Consider the following 19,188-nt stretch of genomic DNA (forward strand, 5'->3'; position numbering starts at 1 on the left):
CAAGCTAGTATGGACGTCTAAATGGATAAATGGCTACTCGTGATTACTGCGACTAGCAAGAGCGATAAATGATCGAAGGTAGAAGGGATCGATGATGACGCAAACACTGCAGCAACGGCTTAACCAGCGCATTTTGATCTTAGATGGCGCCATGGGCACCATGATCCAGCAACACAAGCTGGAAGAAGACGATTTTCGCGGCCAGCGCTTTATCGATTGGCCCTGTTTGCTCAAAGGCAATAACGATTTGCTGTCGTTAACCCAGCCGCAGATCATCGCCCAAATTCACCGTGACTACCTGTTAGCCGGTGCCGACATCATCGAAACCAACACCTTCAACAGCACCAGCGTGGCGATGGCCGATTACCAGATGGAAGCCTTGGCGGCGGAGATCAATTTTGAATCGGCCAAGTTGGCGCGCCAAGTTGCCGACGAAGTAGCGGCGCAAACCGGCGTTGCCCGCTTTGTGGCTGGCACCTTGGGGCCCACCAACCGCACCTGCTCTATCAGCCCCGATGTGAATGATCCCGGCTTTCGCAACATCAGTTTTGATGCCTTGGTTGATGCCTACAGCGAAGCGGTAAACGCGCTGCTGGATGGCGGCGCCGACATCATCATGGTCGAAACCGTGTTTGATACCTTAAACGCCAAAGCAGCGCTGTTTGCCATCGATCAGGTGTTTGAGCAGCGGGGCAACCGATGGCCGGTGATGATCTCTGGCACCATTACCGACAGCTCTGGCCGTACCCTAACCGGCCAAACCACCGAAGCGTTTTACAACTCGCTGCGCCATATTCAGCCCATCAGCATTGGCCTTAACTGCGCCTTGGGGCCAAAAGAGTTGGTGCCCTACATGGCTGAATTAAGCCGCATCAGTGAATGCCCGGTTTCCGCCCACCCCAATGCTGGCTTGCCCAACGAATTTGGCGAGTACGATGAAACCCCAGCGCAGATGGCGCAAATTATTCGCCAGTGGGCACAGGACGGTTGGCTCAACATCGTTGGCGGCTGCTGTGGCACGACCCCCGAACACATCAAAGCCATTGCCGAGGCGGTGGCCGACTGTTCACCTCGGCAAGCGCCACCGCTGCCGGTGCAAACGCGCTTGGCGGGATTAGAGCCCTGCAACTTTGATGAGCAATCGCTGTTTATCAACGTAGGCGAGCGCACCAACGTCACCGGCTCGGCGCGCTTTTTGCGGCTGATCAAAGAGGAGGATTACGAAACCGCCCTAGAGGTGGCGAAGCAGCAAGTAGAGCATGGCGCCCAGATCATCGACATCAACATGGATGAGGGGATGCTCGACTCTGAAGCGGCGATGGTGCGTTTCTTAAAACTCGTCGCTGCCGAGCCGGACATCGCCAAGGTGCCGATCATGATCGACTCCTCCAAATGGTCGGTGATAGAGGCGGGCTTAAAGTGCATTCAAGGCAAGGGCGTGGTTAATTCCATCTCGTTAAAAGAGGGCGAGCAAGCCTTTATCGAGCAGGGCAAACTGGTGCGCCGCTACGGTGCCGCCGCCATCGTGATGGCGTTTGATGAACAAGGCCAAGCAGACACCTACGCCCGCAAAGTAGCGATCTGCCGCCGCGCCTACCAAGTACTCACCGAAAAAGTCGGCCTGCCACCAGAGGACATCATCTTCGATCCCAACATCTTTGCCATCGCCACCGGCATCGATGAACACAACAACTACGCCGTCGATTTTATCGAAGCCTGTAAAACCATCCGCGCTACCCTGCCCCACGCACGGCTGTCAGGCGGTGTTTCTAACGTCTCGTTTTCCTTTCGTGGCAACAACCCCGTGCGAGAAGCGATCCACGCGGTGTTCCTCTACCACGCCATCAAAAATGGCCTCAGCATGGGCATAGTTAATGCTGGCCAGTTAGCGATCTACGACGACATCCCTAAAGATCTGCTCGAACGAGTGGAAGAGGTGGTGCTTAATCGGCGTGATGATGGCACCGAACGGTTGCTGGCCATTGCCGAGGATCATCGCGGCGCTGGCAAGCAACAAGCGGATCCCCGCGACGCCCAGTGGCGCAGTTGGCCAGTATCAAAGCGGCTTGAGCACGCGCTGGTAAAGGGGATCACCGACTTTATTGAAGAGGACACCGAGCTGGCACGGCAAGCCGCCGATCTGCCACTGCAAGTGATTGAAGGGCCATTGATGGATGGCATGAACGTGGTCGGTGATCTGTTTGGCGATGGCCGCATGTTTCTGCCGCAAGTGGTTAAATCTGCCCGGGTGATGAAACGCGCGGTGGCTTACCTCAACCCCTATATTGAAGCCTCTAAAGTGAAGGGGCAAAGCAATGGCAAGGTGTTGATGGCCACCGTCAAAGGCGATGTGCACGACATCGGTAAAAACATCGTTGCGGTGGTGCTGCAATGCAACGGCTACGAGGTGATCGATCTGGGCGTGATGGTGCCAGTAGAGAAGATCATCGAAGTCGCCATTGAACAGCAGGTGGATGTGATCGGCATGTCTGGCCTGATCACCCCATCCTTGGATGAGATGATCCACAACGTCAAAGCCTTTGAAAAAGCAGGGCTCACCATCCCCTGCATTATTGGCGGTGCCACCACCTCGAAAATTCACACCGCAGTGAAAATTCAGCAGCACTACCCCCATGGCGCCATCTACGTGGCCGACGCCTCGCGCACAGTGCCGGTGATCGCCAAGCTGTGCGGCGCTGAACGGCCGCAATTTGTGGCCGAGCGCTATCGCGAATACCAACAGCTGAAGTTAAAACGGGAAAACCAAGGGCAGCGCAAAACACTTGTCAGCTTGGAGGCGGCGCGCAGCAATCGCAATCAGATCGATTGGCACAGCCATCAGCCGCAAAAACCTAAGCAGTTAGGGGTGTTCACCCTCAACAACTACCCACTGCAAGATCTGGTCGAGCGCATCGATTGGACCCCGTTTTTCCGCAGCTGGGGGCTGCACGGCAAATACCCGCAGATCTTTAACAACACCACCGTGGGTGCCGAAGCCAAAGAGCTGTTCGACAACGCCCAAACCATGTTGGTGCAAATCATCGAACAGCAGTGGCTCTCTGCCGCCGCCGTCTATGGCCTGTTTGCCGCCAATACTCTGGATAATCATGACGACATCGCCATCTATCAAGATGACAGTCGCACTAAGCAGATCAGCACCTTGCATATGCTTCGGCAACAGCACGAGCGTGTAGACAACAATAACTTCGCCCTTGCGGACTTTGTCGCGCCCCAATCGAGCCAAGTGGCCGACTACATGGGGGCGTTTGCGGTAACCGCAGGAATAGGCATTGATGAGCATGTCGCTCGCTTCGAGCAAGCCGGTGATGACTACAGCGCCATTATGCTCAAAGCATTGGCGGATCGCTTAGCTGAAGCCTTCGCTGAGCGGCTGCACGAGCGCGTGCGCAAAGAGTTTTGGGGCTATGCCGCTGACGAGCAATTGGATAATGATCAGCTGATCAAAGAGCGCTATAAAGGCATTCGACCAGCGCCGGGGTATGCCGCTTGCCCGGATCACACCGAAAAAGGATTGTTGTGGCAGTTACTTGAACCGACCCAACGGATCGGTTTAAACATCACCGAAAACTTCGCCATGTACCCTACCGCTGCGGTATCCGGTTGGTACTTTGCTCACCCAGAATCCCGTTATTTTGGCGTAACGGACATCGCTAAAGATCAGGTTGAAGATTACGCGAAGCGCAAAGGGATGAGCCTAGAGCAAGCCGAAAAATGGCTGGCGCCAATTATTGCTCAATAACAATGAATATAAAGAGTCAATCGAGCAATGGCGGAAACATCATGTGGGAATTAACCCATTATTGACAACAGCGGAATATCGCAGTTAAGCATTGCTACAATCGAGTTTAATCTTTTTTAAAAGGCTACTGAGCTAAAAAAGGGTTATCGTTCAGCGCAGCTGATTATGCCGACGATTCGACTTTTTCCGGCGCGAAGCGGTGCTGGAATACAATGCTCGAACATTGCTCGCACTTGTGCTTGTTCCAATCAACACGAGTGATATGGCGCTCAAGGAGCCCACGCTTAACCCGAGGTAAATGTCCCGCCTCACCACATGTTGGGCACTTAATGTAACTCATGACGTCGCTTCCTTTTACGCTTAAATTTACCGAGGAAAATATACAAAATGATCCTGACACTGTCATCATTTTGACGCCAATAAATCGTCAAAAAAAAGCAAACGACTAAAATAAACTCAAGCACTATCAACCTGTTACTTATGTGAACCAACACCACCGCCTTGGAGTCAACAAAATAAATACAAAAACAACATCACAATAACGCAACGGCAACATAGGGCGGTGTTAATCCCTATTGCACTTTGATCATTGCCAATCCGTTCACCCGTCATCATTTTGCCGACCAGACGAGCGAGCACAAGCGGCTTTGTTTCCTGCTGCTTACTGAGCTTGGGCATAAGCTTAGAAGCCGACACACTTAGCCTGACTAAAAAGGTCGAACAGGAACAAGAGAAGAACAATAGCCGAGGAAATAAAAAAGCTATTACTTTAATCGAATAAAAATAATATTTTTATTCTTCGTCAGCACTAAAAAAGGCACCTAATTAGGTGCCTTTTTATTAATTTAAGCTAACACGAAAATAATGATTAATATTCTTCATCATTAGTGTGCAGTGTGCTTTGGCAATATGCGTAGGCGGCATCAAAAGCAACCTTTTGGAATTTTTTCAATCCCAGTTCATCAAAGCCCGCTTGTACTGGATTTCGCTTAACCCACTCTTTAATTTGAGTTGGGTGCATCACGGTTGCATCAACCCCTACCAGCTGCATCGCCGCTTCCATCTTAAAGCTGCCACCACTGCCGGCAAACTTACCTTTTTGTGGGCGATCGATAATTACAATGTGATCCACATGGTAATCTTCCATCAACTTACCAAAAGCGAAGTGAAAGCTACGGATAGATTCAGTGCTTTCCAGTTTCGGCATGGTCATCGACAACTGGCGCATCGATGGCACCGCAAACAGGCCATCTTCCATGCCCAGCAAACAGAAAACCGCTTCCGCACCTTTGATCTCAACGCCAATAACTCTCATGCCTTACCCATTAAACAAACAACAATAATGGCGCTATTGTAGCGTGAAACTCACGCTAACACCGCAGCTTAAGTGGCACTATTGGCAAAAACTTAACGTTGCTGCTTTCAACCGTATTCATCAGTCACAATCACTTGGACACAAAAAAGCCCGCATAAGGCGGGCTTAGTATAACAATCAAAGCGTTGGCTACCTTATGGCGACCGTTAGTCGTTGCCAAACAGATCGCGCGTGTAAACCTTATCGGCCACATCTTGAATGTCATCGGTCAACCGGTTGGCCACAATCACATCTGAGATTTGCTTAAATTCCGCCAAGTCGTTCACTACCCGCGAATTAAAGAACTCTTCTTGCTCCAACACCGGCTCGTACACAACCACATCAATGCCCTTGGCTTTGATCCGCTTCATCACCCCTTGAATCGAGGATGCGCGGAAATTGTCCGATCCCGCTTTCATGATCAAACGGTGCACCCCAACCACCTTCGGTTGCTTCGCAATAATGGCGTCGGCAACAAAATCTTTACGGGTTCGGTTGGCGTCCACAATTGCAGAAATGATGTTATTTGGTACATCCTGATAGTTAGCACGCAACTGCTTGGTGTCTTTTGGCAGACAGTACCCGCCGTAGCCAAAGCTTGGGTTGTTGTAATGACTACCAATGCGCGGATCCAGGCCAACGCCTTCGATGATCTGACGCGCATTCAGGCCGTGGGACTCGGCGTAGCTGTCCAGCTCATTAAAATAGGCCACGCGCAGGGCGAGGTAAGTGTTAGAGAACAGCTTAACTGCTTCGGCTTCGGTCGAATCGGTAAACAGCACTTCAATGTCCTGTTTAATCGCGCCCTCTTGCAGCAAATTGGCAAAGACTTGCGCGCGCTCACTGCGTTCACCCACGATGATCCGCGATGGGTACAGGTTATCGTAGAGCGCTTTGCCTTCGCGCAAAAATTCAGGCGAGAAGATCAGGTTGTCGCAACCAAAGCGCGCTTTGGTTTCAGCGGTGTAACCCACCGGCACCGTAGACTTAATCACCATTACCGCCGTTGGGTTGATCGCCATAACATCCTGGATCACCGCTTCCACCGAACGGGTGTTGAAGTAGTTGGTTTGCGGATCGTAATCGGTCGGGGTGGCGATCACGACATAGTCGGCATCCTGATAAGCCAACTGCTTATCCAAAGTGGCGACAAAATTCAGTGGCTTATTAGCTAAAAAATCTTCAATTTCTGTATCAGCAATCGGCGATTGTTGATTGTTCAGCAAGGCCACTTTTTCCGGCACGATATCCACCGCAACCACTTGATGATGCTGCGCCAACAACATCGCATTCGATAAACCTACATAGCCGGTTCCGGCAATCGCAATTTTCATCTGATTCCAACCAATAATTAAGGGTCAGTTCCCTAAAACGAGAAAGAGGTGCCGACAATGATCAAAAATCATTATCCATCACCTCGTATAATTTAGCCGCTTAGCGTAATTTCAGTTACTGTCCACGCCGATGCAGCGTCACTAACAGCTGCGCTTCCGCCTTGGGCAATTCACAGTCTTTCATGATCTCTTCCACATCAGCGCCCAACTCCACCATCTTCATGGCGCGGTTGTAGAGCTTCGCATCGGGATCGGTCTGCAGCACTTCGTCTTGCCGTGCTTGCAGGTGCTGCTGGCTGTGTTCAAGCTCTTTAACGCGCTTCCCCACCCCAAGCGCACCACTGCGTACTTCGGTCAGTTCACGTTGCAGTGCCTCGTTATTGGCTTCTGCCGCTTTCAGCAAGAGCTTAACCGCCTCGACTTTGCGCTCAACTTGATTCACTTTGGCGCGGATCCAGCGAACAAGCATGCCCGCTGCCACAATCAGCACCGCCATCGCGATCCCGGCGATGACCATTAATTCGGTCACAGCGTTGCTAGCTCCGACCACTCGTCATTGCTCAGCAGCTTTTCCAAATCAACTAGGATCAACAGCTTGTCATCGCGATGGGACACCCCTTGGATGAACTTAGCGCTCTCTTCGTTACCCACATTAGGGGCGGTATCGATTTCAGAGCTGTTGAGGTAAACCACCTCAGCCACTGAATCCACCTGAATGCCCACCACCTGATCTTCCGCTTCGATGATGACGATGCGAGTGTTGTCGGTGATCTCGCCCGGCATTAAGCCAAAGCGGGCACGGGTATCAATTACCGTCACTACGTTGCCACGCAGGTTGATGATCCCCAGCACATAAGAAGGGGCGCCTGGCACTGGCGCGATGTCAGAGTAACGCAACACTTCGCGTACCTGCATCACGTTAATGCCGTAGGTTTCATGCTCCAATTGGAAGGTTACCCACTGCACTACTTCGTCTTGCTTATCGATGTTCTCAATATTCTTATCTTGCATGCTCATCCGCTCAGGACTCCTTAAATTGGCTATCTAAACCTGCATCCAGCAGGGCGATCAGCTCGGGCACATCCAGCACCACACACATTTTTTCTTTGACGATGCCGGCAAGGTAACGACGTTTATCGTCCGCTTGCCGCCACTTCACTTCGGTTTTGGTTAACGGCTCGGCGTTAACCAGTGATTCACAGGCCAGACCCCAACGGCTGGCACCCAATTGCACCACATATTGGTAGTCCACCGTTGGGGCCAACTGTTGATGCCGTTCTGGCATCAGCCAGCGACAGCTATCAACCACATACAATCGTTCATCGCGTTCTAACTGCTGCCCCAGCAACCAATCCGGCTGGCCGGGCAGTTGTCGCCGCTCCGCGGTTTTCTTAATGCCGCCAAGCAACTGCAGCGGCACTGCAATCGTTAGCCCCGCCACATTAAAATAAAGGCAAGGGAACTGTTCATCGAGTTCCTCCTTCCATGCCACTTGCGGCGGCAATGGCGGCAGCACGGAATTGCTGCTCGATACTGACTCAGCCTCATCGGCTTGATCTGCTGCGGCTTGCGGCAATGGCGGCACCTTAGCGGCAACCGCTACTGGCACCGAAGCCACTGCCGTATCTTCAACGGGCACCGTTGCTGTTACTGCGGCTCGGCGCACATGCAGGCTTGGCTCTGGCTCTGGCTCTGGCTCTGGCTCTGGCTCTGGCTCTGGCTCTGGCTCTGGCTCTGGCTCTGGCTCTGGCTCTGCAGCAATCAACGCTTGCTGTTGGGCTTTCGCCAGCAGTTGTGCCACCCGCTGTTGATGCGGCTCAGCCTCTACCGCAGGCATCGATACCGGTTCCGGTTCAGATGCCGCCGCTTGTGGCTTGGTCAGAAGTACATCGAAGTAATCATCGACCGCTTGTTGCGCGATGCGTGACATCGTTCTGACCTCGTTCTAATAATCCATTCAGTAGTTCATTGTATGCATTGACGCCACGGCAATCACCCGCAAACTGTGGTGCAGGCAGGTGTGCGAGACTCGCATCACGAAATCGGGTGTCGATCGGGATCACCGAATGCCACAGAGTGTTGGGGTAGCTGCGTGCCAGCTCAGACAACGACAGCAGCGATGCCTTAGTGCGGCGATCAAACATGGTGGGCACAATGGTGTACGGCGCGACACGTCGTCCCGCTTCCCCCATCTTATCCAGGGTTTTGACCATTCGGTTTAGCCCTTTCAGTGCCAAGTACTCGGTTTGCACCGGCACAATAATGTGCTCACAGCAGGCCAAGGCATTCACCATCAACACCCCCAATACCGGTGGGCAATCGATCAACACCGCATCGTAGCGATCCGCCAATAATTCAATCACTTTAGATAACACAAAGCCCATACCGGGCTTATTACCTAAGTTCCGATCTAAGGTCGCTAAAGCCGTTGATGCCGGCATCAAATGCAAGCGTTCGACCGATGTTGGCACAATCACCGACAGGCACAGTTTGGTGCTGAGCTGATCATGATGGTGAAACAGATCATAAAGGCTGCGTGGCAGCTCCTCGGATTCAATCCCAAGGTAATAGCCTAACGAGGCCTGCGGATCGGTATCGATCATCAGCACACGCTTGCCACGGTTTACCAGCAACCCAGCCAGAGTCACGACCGTAGTTGTCTTTCCCACTCCACCTTTTTGGTTAACAACCGTCCACACCTGCATCGCTTACTCCGGCGTCTCGGTGGTCGGTTGCGTACCGTAGCGTTGCAATCGCTGTAGCAAGGTTTGCTTTTGCTGGCGCAGCAACTGCACCTGTTGTTGCAATTGCTGTTGCGTGAGCTGCTGCTGAGCTAACTGCTGGGTCAGTTGCTGATTTTGCTGTTGCAACTCTTTGGCATAGCTCTGCTTATCAACCGCCCAAAAGAGCGTGATCAGAGTAATAATGCACAACCCAGCCGTCAGCAATGGCAACCACTGGGTGGTTAACTTAGTGGAGGTAACTTTCACGCAGAATGCTCTCTGACATCTTTGCCAGTGGAATTGAGTGACTGGAGATCCCCGCCACCGTTACCGCCTGTGGCATGCCATAAACCACACAGCTGGCCGCATCTTGCGCCCAAATGGTGGCGCCATGACGCTGCAACATACGGCAACCCTCGCGGCCATCCGCCCCCATGCCCGTTAAGATCACCGCTAACGCATCGCCGCCAAAGATCCGCGACGCGCTGCCAAAGGTGATATCAACAGAGGGTTTGTAGTTAATCTTTTCATCGCCATCGCGGATCACCAAACGGGCCGCAGCGCCGGTGCCTTCCAGCAGCATCTGTTTGCCACCTGGGGCTAAATAGGCGGTACCCGGGCGCAAACGATCGCCACTTTCCGCTTCTTTCACCTCAATTTTGCACAGACCATTCAAACGCTGAGCAAAAGCAGGGGTAAAGGCGGCAGGCATGTGCTGCACCAAGATGATCGGCAGGGGGTAATCCGATGGGAACTGGGTCAGGATATTTTGCAGTGCGACTGGGCCACCGGTTGAGGTGCCAATCAGCAACGCTTTATAGCGCTTACCACTGGCACGACCGGGCAACTTGGCTTGGCCAACAGTACTGGCGGGTGCCGCAGCGGTCGCAACGACTTTACTTACGCCCGCATCAAGGCCAGAGAGGGTACTGCCACGTTCAGCAACGCCACTGCGTAACGCCGGCTTAGCGGCATTGCCACTGAAGCGACTGACTTTGGTTACGCGGCGGCTGGCGATCGCCTTAACCCGTTGTTGCAACAAGGTCGCGGCTTGCTTGTGGTCGTTGGCGATGTCTTCAAACCGTTTCGGCAAGAAGTCCGCCGCCCCCGCTTCCAACGCATCAAGCGTGGCGCGGGCGCCGTTGTAAGTTAGAGATGAGAACATCAACACCGGAACTGGGCTTTGCGCCATGATCGACCGCACTGCAGTGATCCCATCCATGATTGGCATTTCGATGTCCATCGTGATCACATCCGGTCGTAAGGTACGGGCTTTATCTACCGCTTCACGTCCGTTGGTGGCGGTGGCGATCACTTCAATGCCTGGATCACTATCCAGGATTTCCGCCACACGTCGGCGGAAAAAACTTGAGTCATCAACCACTAATACCTTTATCGCCATCCTTTCCTCAAATCCGGTTCACCCGCCGCTTAACGGCGACGAGCGTAGTGTTTCAACATGCCAGGTACATCCAAGATCAGCGCAATGCCGCCATTGGAGGTGATGGTTGAGCCGGCCATACCCGGTACGTTTTGCAGCATGGCGCCCAGAGGTTTGATCACCACTTCTTCCTGGCCAATCAGGCCATCCACTACAAACGCCACTTGGGTATTACCAATGTGCACAATCACCACATGACCATCGCCATGACGCTCTTCGCGGCCAATCCCTTTGCACAACCACTTATCGAGGTAGAACAACGGAATGGCGCGTTCACGCACGGTAATAGAGAGCTGCCCATCAACCACGTTGGTGTTAGCCAAATCCATGTGGAAGATCTCAGACACGCACGACAGTGGCAGCGCAAAGATCTGCTCGGAAACCCGCACCATCAAGGTCGGCATGATCGCCAACGTCAGCGGTACTTTAATCTGAATAACGGTGCCTTCGCCGGGCTCGGAATCGATATCCACCGAACCGTTCAGTTGGGCGATGCGAGTTTTCACTACGTCCATCCCCACGCCACGGCCAGAGATGTCTGAGATCTCCTGTTTGGTGGAGAACCCAGGGGCAAAGATCAGCGCATACGCATCTTTGTTCGACATCCGAGCCGCCGCATCGGCATCAAGCACCCCGCGACTGATGGCGATCTGCTTCAGCTTCTCGGCATTCATGCCGCCGCCATCGTCACGGATAGAAAGCAGGATATGATCCCCTTCCTGCGCCGCCGACAGCAAAATGGTGCCTTGCCGTGGCTTGCCACTGGCTTCGCGCACGTCTGGCATTTCAATGCCGTGATCCACCGCATTCCGCACCAAGTGCACCAGCGGATCCGCCAACGCTTCAACCAGGTTCTTATCCAGATCGGTCTCTTCGCCTTGCAGCTCAAGCGCAATGTCTTTTTGCAAGCTACGGGCTAGATCACGTACCACCCGTGGGAAACGGCCAAATACTTTTTTGATCGGCTGCATGCGGGTTTTCATCACCCCGCCTTGCAGATCGGCGGTCACCATGTCGAGACTGGCCAAGGCTTTGGACATCTCTTCATCTTCCCGCTCTACCCCAAGGGTTAGCAGGCGGTTACGCACCAACACCAGCTCGCCCACCATGTTCATGATCTCGTCCAAACGGGCGGTATCAACACGAACGGTGGTTTCGCCTTGCGGCAGTGCCGCTGGGGCTTTCTTCACCGGTGCGGCTTTGGCTTCCGGAGCCGAGGCTTGAGCGATCTTCTCTGCGGTTGCTGCAGCGGCAGCCAGCGGAGCAGAGACGGGTTGCGGTTGAGCCGGTGGCTGCGGCGCAGAGGCCGGAGCCACTGGCGCGGCCACAACGGGAGCAGTAGGGGCCGCTGGGATCACCGTGGGTGAATTACCGGCGCCGTGCAGATCATCCAGCAACTGCTCAAACTCATCTTCGCTGATGAGTTCTGAGCTGGTTGGGGCTGCCGGTGCGGCCTCGGCGCTGAACTGGCCTTTGCCATGCAATTCGTCCAACAGCGATTCAAACTCGTCTTCGCTGATGTCTTCGCCACTGGCGGCAACGCTGGCTTCACTGTTGGCGACGGCCACAGCCGGGGCTGCTTCCGCTTGGCCAAACTGGCCCTTGCCGTGCAGTTCATCCAGCAGGGATTCAAACTCGTCTTCGCTGATGTCATCCGTGCTGGCATCGGTGCCATCAAGGGCACCCAACATGGTCTGATATTCATCGTTATTGATGCTGTCGATGCCACCGCCGGTGGCTATCGTGCTCGCGCTTGGTGCCGCGACAGGCGCCGCCACAGCAGCAACCGCGACGGGCTCTGGGGCCACCGCAGGGGCGGTTGCCCCAATCGGTTCACCATCGGCAATCCGCGCCATCAAACTAACCAAGGCGGCATCGGCCGATTGCGGCTCTTGGCCGGATTGGATCGCCACAAACATGGCGTTCACTTCATCCAGCGCTTGCAGCACCACATCCATCAGCTCAGAGCTAACGGTTAGCTGGCCATTGCGCAACAGATCAAACAGGTTTTCAGCACCATGACAGGTGTCCACCATTGGGTTCAGGCTCAGAAAACCTGCACCGCCTTTTACGGTGTGAAAACCACGGAAAATGGCGTTAAGCAGATCTTTGTCAGTGGGGTTTTGTTCCAACTCCACTAACTGTGCCTGCAATTGCTCTAAGATCTCTCCGGCTTCCACCAGAAAGTCTTGCAAAATGTCATCATCAAAGTCGAGTGCCATCAGGGAAACTCCTAAAAGCCTAAACTGGACAATAAGTCGTCCACTTCATCTTGGCCGCTGACCACGTCAGCGCGGTTATTCGCGGAAACTACTGGGCCTTCAGCCACCACCAGATCTTGCTTTTGCTCCACGGTGGCGGGTTCGCCAAACACGGTGAGCATGTCAACTAAGCTCAGTTCCACTTCACGCACCAGCTCGATCACCTTGCGGATCACCTGACCGGTTAAGTCTTGGAAATCTTGCGCCATCAACACTTGGTTAAGCAGATCTTTCAGTCGCTCAATGTCGTTGCTGGAGTCGTTCAGCAACGCATTCACATCGTGGCATAAGGTCTTGAACTGGTTCAGTTCCAATTCGCGACGCAACAGCTGTTCAAAGCGGGGCTTAACTTGGGCAATTTTGGTTTGCATCGCTTCGGCCAACGGCAAGCTTTCTTCAACCGCATCCATGGTGCGGTTGGCGGCTTGCTCGGTCATGCCAATCACATAATTCAGGCGCTCTTTGGCGTCTGGAATGTCACTGGTGGCCATTTCAGCAATGCGGTTATCCAGCTGAAAATCCGCCATGGCGCTGTGCAGCTGCCGGGTCAGTTTGCCGACTTCATCAAACAGTTGTTGATTCAGTGGTTGGCTCACTTGACGGAAAAGTTGGTTGGCACCTTCGGCATCGTTCTGTTCCAGTAACAATACCAATGCCCGCGCGTCTGCTAACGAGATCAACGCTTGTGGTTCAGTCATGAACTGAGATCCTTGTTTTAGTTCAGTCGTTCGAAGACTTTTTCCAACTTCTCTTTCAAAGTGGTCGCGGTGAACGGCTTAACGATGTAACCATTCACGCCAGCTTGCGCTGCCATGATGATCTGTTCTCGTTTGGCTTCGGCGGTTACCATCAGCACAGGCAGGTGTTTTAAGTTGTCATCAGCGCGGATAGCGCGAAGCAAATCAATCCCTTGCATGCCAGGCATGTTCCAGTCGGTGACCACAAAGTCGAAATCGCCATTTTGCAACATCGGCAACGCTGTCGAACCGTCATCCGCTTCTTGAGTATTGTTAAAGCCCAAATCGCGCAACAAATTTTTGATGATCCGGCGCATCGTTGAAAAGTCATCAACGATTAGGATCTTCATGTTCTTATCCAAAGTCCCCTCCAATCGAGGCAATCAATAAGTAGATATGCTTAGCCAGTGAGCCGCAGCTGCACTGGTCGTTCATCAGGCGGGATCGGTCCACGCCTTGAGTTTCGATTTCAGCCGCACCATCGCTTGGCTGTGGATCTGACTGACCCGAGATTCACTCACCCCAAGTACCTGACCGATCTCTTTTAAATTGAGTTCCTCGTCATAGTACAGGGAAAGCACCAAAGCTTCTCGCTCCGGCATCGATTTAATTGCGGCCACCATCGACTTTTTGAACTTTGAATCGGCTACAGCCGAAAAATTATCAGCATTGTCGTCAACGGGGCCAACCGCATCCACCGCCGTGCCCAGATCTTCAAAGCCGATGATCTTACCGCTGGAGACATCCGTCACGATGGCGTGATACTCCGGCAGCGACAGTTCAAGGTGCGCGGCAATCTCGGCATCGCTAGGATCGCGGCCAAGCATCGACTCCAGCTCGGCGATGGCGTCATTAACCATGCGGCCATTGCGATGCACCGAACGCGGGGTCCAGTCGCCACGACGAATTTCGTCGAGCATGGCGCCACGAATGCGAATGCCGGCAAAGGTTTCAAAACTGGCGCCTTTGCTGGCATCAAAGTTACCGGAGGCCTCAAGCAAGCCAAGCATGCCCGCTTGCAATAAGTCATCCAGCTGCACGCTGGCTGGCAGCCGCGCTAAGAGGTGATGGCCAATGCGTTTAACCAGCGGCGCATAACGGGTAACAATGGCCGCTTTATTATCAAACTGACCATAGGCAGCCGCTTTATTCACCAACCGCTTCTCCGTACATGTTGCGACGCACTAAACGCTCAACAAAGAATTCCAGATGACCGCTTGGATCTTGCGGCACCGGCCAAGACTGCACCTTGTTGGCCAGACCTTGGTAGGCGATGGCGGCAGGGCTGCGTGGGTAGGCTTGTACCACGACCTTTTGCTGCCGTACCGCTTTGCGTACGTTTTCATCAAACGGAATGGTGGCCACCAGCTCCAGCGCCACGTCTAAGAAGCGATCGGTCACTTTAGACAACTTGGCGAACAGCTCCATGCCTTCACGCAGACTGCGTACCATGTTGGCAACAATGCGGAAGCGGAACACGCCATGCTCGCGGCTAAGCAGCTTGATCAGAGCGTAGGCATCGGTGATCGAGGTGGGTTCATCACACACCACCACCAACACTTCTTGGGCGGCGCGCGAGAAGCTTAAGACCATGTCGGAGATCCCGGCAGCGGTATCCACAATCAGGCAATCAAACTCGCTTTCCAGCTCAGAGAAGGATTGGATCAATGCCGCGTGTTGCGCTGGGGTCAGCTCAACCATCCCTTGGGTGCCGGATGCGGCCGGAATGATAAAGACGCCACTTGGGCCTTCAATCAATACCTCTTCCAAGGTGCATTCGCCGGACAATACGTGGGACAAGTTTTTGCGCGCTCGTACTCCGAGCAACACATCAACGTTGGCCAAGCCGAGATCCGCATCCAACAGCAAGACCCGTTGGCCTTGTGCTGCCATTGCGGTGGCGGTGTTAATGGATACGTTGGTTTTACCCACGCCGCCTTTGCCACCGGTCACAGCAATTACTCGAGTCATTCGATCTTGTTTCTGTACCATTTTTCTTAGCCCACTTGCTTGATCTTTTAAGAACCACTTAGTCATACATCCCCACCGCTGTTTGCTGATCGGGGGTCGACGGTGGCGAGGTGCCTTCTTCTGCTAACGCACGATGTGCCAAATAGTGCGGATCGGCGGCGCGAAGGTCCTCTGGTACCCGTTGTCCATCAGTGAGATAGCATACAGGCAATTTGCTTTGAAGCAGCACACTTAGCACTTCACCAATGCTGTGTGCTTCATCTAATTTGGTGACGATGCAACCGGCCAAATCAATTCGGCGGAAACGCTCGACGGTTTCTTGCAATACTCGGAACTGCGCCGTAGACGACAACACCAAGTACGGTCGGATCGGCAATCGTGACGATCCGGTTAACTGTTCTAACTGCTGCACCAAGCGCATATCGCGTTGGCCCATGCCGGCGGTGTCTATCAGCACCATGCGGCGGCTGCGCAGCTGGTATAGCACCTGCTCTAGCTCATCGACGTTGGCGGCACTGCGTACCGGGCAGCCCATGATCTTACCAAAGGTCATCAGCTGCTCTTGCGCGCCGATGCGGTAATTATCGGTGGTCACCAAGGCCACTTGATCAACCCCAAAGCGCGCCGCAAACCGCGCCGCCAGTTTGGCGATGGTGGTGGTTTTGCCCACCCCAGTTGGACCGACCAGCGCAATCACGCCGCCCTCGTCCCACATCGATTCGTTGGCACAGAGTAATTCATCGGCCACCAAATTGGGCAACTGCGCCAGCACTTGATGCATCTCGCCGTGTTGTGGCAGCAGTTCCGCAAAGTGATCCGCCACCTCTTTGTGGAAGCCCAGATCCCGCAACTGCTCTTTCACCATCGCCCGCACCGGCTCGGCTCGGGCGATGTCTTGCTCCATCAAGGTGGACACCTGATGCTGCAACAGCTGCCGAATCGACGACATCTCTTCGCGCATGGCGGTAATTTCCGCGGCTGCGCCACTGCTGCCGCCAGTACGCGCTGGCCGAGTTGGTGCTGTGGTCGGCTTTGGTGCCGGTGCCGCTTTGGGCTGCTCTGGCTCAAAGGCACGCTGAGCCCACTTCGGCAACGCTTGTTCCTGTTTGGTCAGCACCGCCTGCGCTTGTTTTTGCTGGCGTCGCTGCTGCTGTCGTTCCAGCAGAGCCCGTAAACCATCATTATCGGCCAAGGCTGGCTTAGGTTTAGCGGAATTTGTCGCTTGTTGGCGGCCAGAGAGGCTAACTCGGTCTTCACCCAGTGGCCGTGGCGCGGGTTCCGCTGCCGCCGTTGGCGTTACTGCCGAGCCCGCTTGGCTGGCCGCTGGGGCGTCAAAGTCGATGGCGGCGACAATCTCGACCCCGCCAGTGACCTTCTTGTTGGACATGATCACCGCATCGGCGCCAAGGACCTCTTTCACTTCGGCCAAAGCAGTGCGCATGTCTTTCGCGAAAAAACGCTTAATCTTCAACTTCTATCTCCGAAATTCTGGCTTATTGGCCGACCGACTGAACGATCTTAATCTGTTTGTCGTCTGGGATCTCTTGGTAAGAGAGCACCCGCAGCGCAGGAATGGTGTGCTTCACAAAGCGCGACAGGGTCGTACGCAGTAAGCCCGAGGTTAACAGCACCGCAGGTTCGCCCACCATCTCCTGTTTTTGCGCCGCTTCGCGCAGGGATTTTTGTAACCGCTCGGCCAATCCTGGTTCTAAGCCACCGTTTTCACCATTGCTGGCTTGCAGTGACTGGTGCAGGATCTGTTCCAACTCTGGCGCCAGCGTGATCACTGGGATCTCATGCTCTGGGCCATTGATTTCTTGGATAATTAACCGTTTCATCGAGATCCGAGCGGCGGCGGTTAACACGTCAGGATCTTGGCTCTTAGGGCCATACTCCACCAAGGTTTGCACCAAGGTGCGGGTATCGCGAATGGGCACGCCTTCGTTCAACAGGTTTTGCATCACCTTGACGATCACCCCCAGCGACAGGATCTCTGGCACCAAGCCTTCCACCAGTTTCGGGGTATTCTTGGCCAAGATATCCAGCAGTTGCTGCGCTTCTTCGTAACCCAACAGCTGGGCCGCGTTATTGCTTAGCAACTGCGACAAGTGAGTGGCCACTACGGTGGAGGCATCCACCACGGTGTAACCTAAGGTTTGAGCGTAATCGCGCTGGCTGGGGTTGATCCACACCGCTTCCAAGCCAAAGGCGGGATCGGTGGTGGGCTGCCCTTCCAACTGACCGAACACTTGGCCGGGGTTGATCGCCAGTTCGCCGTCGTGGCGGATGTCGGCTTCCCCAATCACCACCCCCATTAAGCTGATGCGGTACGTGCTGGGGCCTAAATCGAGGTTGTCGCGAATGTGCACCGGCGGGATCAAAAAGCCAAACTCTTGCGACAGTTTCTTACGCACCCCTTTGATGCGCGACAGCAACTCGCCGTCTTGGCCTTTATCCACCAAGGGGATCAATCGGTAGCCCACTTCCAAGCCGATGATATCAACGTGATTAACGTCGTCCCACACCAGCTCTTTCGGTTCTTTATTTAACACTTCACTGCCGCCTTTGGCCGCCAGTTCAACTTGTTCGGCTGCCGCCTGCTTGGCTTGCTTGTGGCTCCACCAGCCAAACACGCCAATGCCCACGCCCAGCGACAAAAACGACAGGTGTGGCATGCCTGGCACCAACCCCATCACAATCATCACGCCAGCACAGATCGCCACCACTCTAGGGTTAGAAAGCATCTGCCGTGACACTTCCGCGCCCATCTGCTGCGATTCATTTTGACGGGTGATGATGATGGCGGCACCGATGGACAGCAACAGCCCTGGGATCTGCGCCACCAAACCGTCACCGATGGTCAGCAAGGTGTAAATTTCAATCGCTTGACCAAAGCCCAAATCATGCTGAGCCATGCCAATCACAAAACCGCCCAAGATGTTGAGCGCCAAGATCAGCAAACCGGCGATGGCATCGCCTTTAACAAATTTTGAGGCACCGTCCATCGAGCCATAGAAGTCCGCTTCGCGGGCCACATCGGCGCGGCGTTCACGGGCTTGTTCTTGGTTGATCAGGCCAGAGTTTAAGTCGGCGTCAATCGCCATCTGCTTGCCGGGCATGGCATCCAAGGTAAAGCGGGCGCTTACTTCGGAAATGCGCCCAGCGCCTTTGGTGACCACCACAAAGTTGATGATCACCAAGATCAGAAACACCACCAAACCCACGGCGTAGTTGCCGCCGATCACCACCGAGCCAAAGGCTTCAATCACCTTACCGGCCGCATCGGGGCCTTCGTGGCCATGCAATAACACCAAACGCGTTGAGGCCACGTTCAGCGCCAAGCGCAGCAAGGTAGCCACCAGCAAAACCGTTGGGAACGCAGCAAAATCGAGGGGGCGCAGGGTATAGACAGACACCAGCAACACCACCAGCGCAAGGGCGATGTTAAAGGTGAACAGCATGTCCAACAGCATTGCCGGCATCGGCAAGGTCACCATCGCCAAAGCGGCAATAACAACAAGCGGGGTTGCGAGCCCGCGAATGTGGCTGGCGCGGTTCTGGTAGATCGAACCGAAGGTGGCTTTTAAATTCATATAACGACTGCGAA

The 19,188-nt window shown here is 54.1% G+C and carries 16 protein-coding genes; 1 reads left to right on the top strand and 15 read right to left on the bottom strand.

The window, feature by feature from the left end; all coding sequences use genetic code 11:
- The first annotated feature begins 94 nt into the window (after window positions 1–94).
- Window positions 95–3,760, top strand: a complete 3,666-nt coding sequence (gene metH, locus Q0796_RS03700) for a methionine synthase (protein WP_298440401.1) — start codon at window positions 95–97, stop codon at window positions 3,758–3,760.
- 868 nt (window positions 3,761–4,628) lie between these two features.
- On the opposite strand, the gene Q0796_RS03705 is transcribed toward metH, so the two are convergent.
- The 15 genes from Q0796_RS03705 to flhA all read right to left on the bottom strand — a co-directional run bounded on the left by Q0796_RS03705 (window position 4,629) and on the right by flhA (window position 19,174).
- Complete coding sequence (locus tag Q0796_RS03705) at window positions 4,629–5,075, bottom strand: DUF3010 family protein (RefSeq protein ID WP_298440402.1); 447 nt, start codon at window positions 5,073–5,075, stop codon at window positions 4,629–4,631.
- A gap of 206 nt (window positions 5,076–5,281) precedes the next feature.
- The gene (locus tag Q0796_RS03710; RefSeq protein ID WP_298440403.1) at window positions 5,282–6,448 is read right to left on the bottom strand and encodes a nucleotide sugar dehydrogenase; all 1,167 of its coding nucleotides are present in this window, start codon (window positions 6,446–6,448) and stop codon (window positions 5,282–5,284) included.
- 115 nt (window positions 6,449–6,563) lie between these two features.
- The gene (locus Q0796_RS03715; protein ID WP_298440404.1) at window positions 6,564–6,977 is read right to left on the bottom strand and encodes a DUF2802 domain-containing protein; all 414 of its coding nucleotides are present in this window, start codon (window positions 6,975–6,977) and stop codon (window positions 6,564–6,566) included.
- Complete coding sequence (locus Q0796_RS03720; protein ID WP_298440405.1) at window positions 6,974–7,465, bottom strand: chemotaxis protein CheW; 492 nt, start codon at window positions 7,463–7,465, stop codon at window positions 6,974–6,976. The genes Q0796_RS03715 and Q0796_RS03720 overlap by 4 nt, the downstream gene beginning before the upstream one ends.
- A gap of 4 nt (window positions 7,466–7,469) precedes the next feature.
- The gene (locus Q0796_RS03725) at window positions 7,470–8,378 is read right to left on the bottom strand and encodes a chemotaxis protein CheW (RefSeq protein ID WP_298440406.1); all 909 of its coding nucleotides are present in this window, start codon (window positions 8,376–8,378) and stop codon (window positions 7,470–7,472) included.
- Window positions 8,347–9,153: a ParA family protein gene (locus Q0796_RS03730; protein ID WP_298440407.1), complete on the bottom strand. Its 807-nt coding sequence runs from the start codon at window positions 9,151–9,153 to the stop codon at window positions 8,347–8,349. Before Q0796_RS03730 ends, Q0796_RS03725 begins: the two co-directional genes overlap by 32 nt.
- Before the next feature lie 3 nt (window positions 9,154–9,156).
- Window positions 9,157–9,438 (bottom strand): hypothetical protein, encoded by a 282-nt coding sequence (locus Q0796_RS03735; protein ID WP_298440408.1) that lies wholly within the window; start codon window positions 9,436–9,438, stop codon window positions 9,157–9,159.
- A complete protein-coding gene (locus tag Q0796_RS03740; protein ID WP_298440409.1) occupies window positions 9,419–10,573 on the bottom strand; it encodes a chemotaxis response regulator protein-glutamate methylesterase in 1,155 nt (384 codons plus the stop codon). The genes Q0796_RS03735 and Q0796_RS03740 overlap by 20 nt, the downstream gene beginning before the upstream one ends.
- A 29-nt stretch (window positions 10,574–10,602) precedes the next feature.
- Entirely contained in the window at window positions 10,603–12,834 is a 2,232-nt protein-coding gene (locus Q0796_RS03745; RefSeq protein WP_298440410.1) for a chemotaxis protein CheA, read from the bottom strand.
- An 11-nt stretch (window positions 12,835–12,845) separates the two neighbouring features.
- Window positions 12,846–13,571 carry a protein phosphatase CheZ gene (locus Q0796_RS03750; protein WP_298440411.1) on the bottom strand — a complete coding sequence of 242 codons (726 nt, stop codon included), beginning with the start codon at window positions 13,569–13,571 and terminating at the stop codon, window positions 12,846–12,848.
- Window positions 13,572–13,588: 17 nt separating this feature from the next.
- A complete protein-coding gene (gene cheY, locus Q0796_RS03755) occupies window positions 13,589–13,972 on the bottom strand; it encodes a chemotaxis response regulator CheY (RefSeq protein WP_298440412.1) in 384 nt (127 codons plus the stop codon).
- Between the two features lie 72 nt (window positions 13,973–14,044).
- On the bottom strand, window positions 14,045–14,764 hold the full coding sequence (locus Q0796_RS03760) for an RNA polymerase sigma factor FliA (RefSeq protein ID WP_298440413.1): 720 nt from the start codon (window positions 14,762–14,764) through the stop codon (window positions 14,045–14,047).
- Complete coding sequence (locus Q0796_RS03765) at window positions 14,757–15,647, bottom strand: MinD/ParA family protein (protein ID WP_298440414.1); 891 nt, start codon at window positions 15,645–15,647, stop codon at window positions 14,757–14,759. The genes Q0796_RS03760 and Q0796_RS03765 overlap by 8 nt, the downstream gene beginning before the upstream one ends.
- The gene (gene flhF, locus Q0796_RS03770) at window positions 15,640–17,052 is read right to left on the bottom strand and encodes a flagellar biosynthesis protein FlhF (RefSeq protein ID WP_298440415.1); all 1,413 of its coding nucleotides are present in this window, start codon (window positions 17,050–17,052) and stop codon (window positions 15,640–15,642) included. Before flhF ends, Q0796_RS03765 begins: the two co-directional genes overlap by 8 nt.
- Window positions 17,053–17,074: 22 nt before the next feature.
- Entirely contained in the window at window positions 17,075–19,174 is a 2,100-nt protein-coding gene (gene flhA, locus Q0796_RS03775; RefSeq protein WP_298440416.1) for a flagellar biosynthesis protein FlhA, read from the bottom strand.
- Window positions 19,175–19,188: the final 14 nt, after the last annotated feature.

Origin of the sequence: uncultured Ferrimonas sp., from assembly GCF_947489035.1 — a bacterium.
Lineage (GTDB): Bacteria > Pseudomonadota > Gammaproteobacteria > Enterobacterales > Shewanellaceae > Ferrimonas.

What these genes read in the sequence shown, in the direction of transcription:
- metH (WP_298440401.1), top strand. Translation starts at nt 95, where the DNA reads ATGACGCAAACACTGCAGCAACGGCTTAACCAGCGCATTTTGATCTTA.
- Q0796_RS03705 (WP_298440402.1), bottom strand. Translation starts at nt 5,075, where the DNA reads ATGAGAGTTATTGGCGTTGAGATCAAAGGTGCGGAAGCGGTTTTCTGT.
- Q0796_RS03710 (WP_298440403.1), bottom strand. Translation starts at nt 6,448, where the DNA reads ATGAAAATTGCGATTGCCGGAACCGGCTATGTAGGTTTATCGAATGCG.
- Q0796_RS03720 (WP_298440405.1), bottom strand. Translation starts at nt 7,465, where the DNA reads ATGAGCATGCAAGATAAGAATATTGAGAACATCGATAAGCAAGACGAA.
- Q0796_RS03725 (WP_298440406.1), bottom strand. Translation starts at nt 8,378, where the DNA reads ATGTCACGCATCGCGCAACAAGCGGTCGATGATTACTTCGATGTACTT.
- Q0796_RS03730 (WP_298440407.1), bottom strand. Translation starts at nt 9,153, where the DNA reads ATGCAGGTGTGGACGGTTGTTAACCAAAAAGGTGGAGTGGGAAAGACA.
- Q0796_RS03740 (WP_298440409.1), bottom strand. Translation starts at nt 10,573, where the DNA reads ATGGCGATAAAGGTATTAGTGGTTGATGACTCAAGTTTTTTCCGCCGA.
- Q0796_RS03745 (WP_298440410.1), bottom strand. Translation starts at nt 12,834, where the DNA reads ATGGCACTCGACTTTGATGATGACATTTTGCAAGACTTTCTGGTGGAA.
- Q0796_RS03750 (WP_298440411.1), bottom strand. Translation starts at nt 13,571, where the DNA reads ATGACTGAACCACAAGCGTTGATCTCGTTAGCAGACGCGCGGGCATTG.
- Q0796_RS03765 (WP_298440414.1), bottom strand. Translation starts at nt 15,647, where the DNA reads ATGACTAAGTGGTTCTTAAAAGATCAAGCAAGTGGGCTAAGAAAAATG.
- flhA (WP_298440416.1), bottom strand. Translation starts at nt 19,174, where the DNA reads ATGAATTTAAAAGCCACCTTCGGTTCGATCTACCAGAACCGCGCCAGC.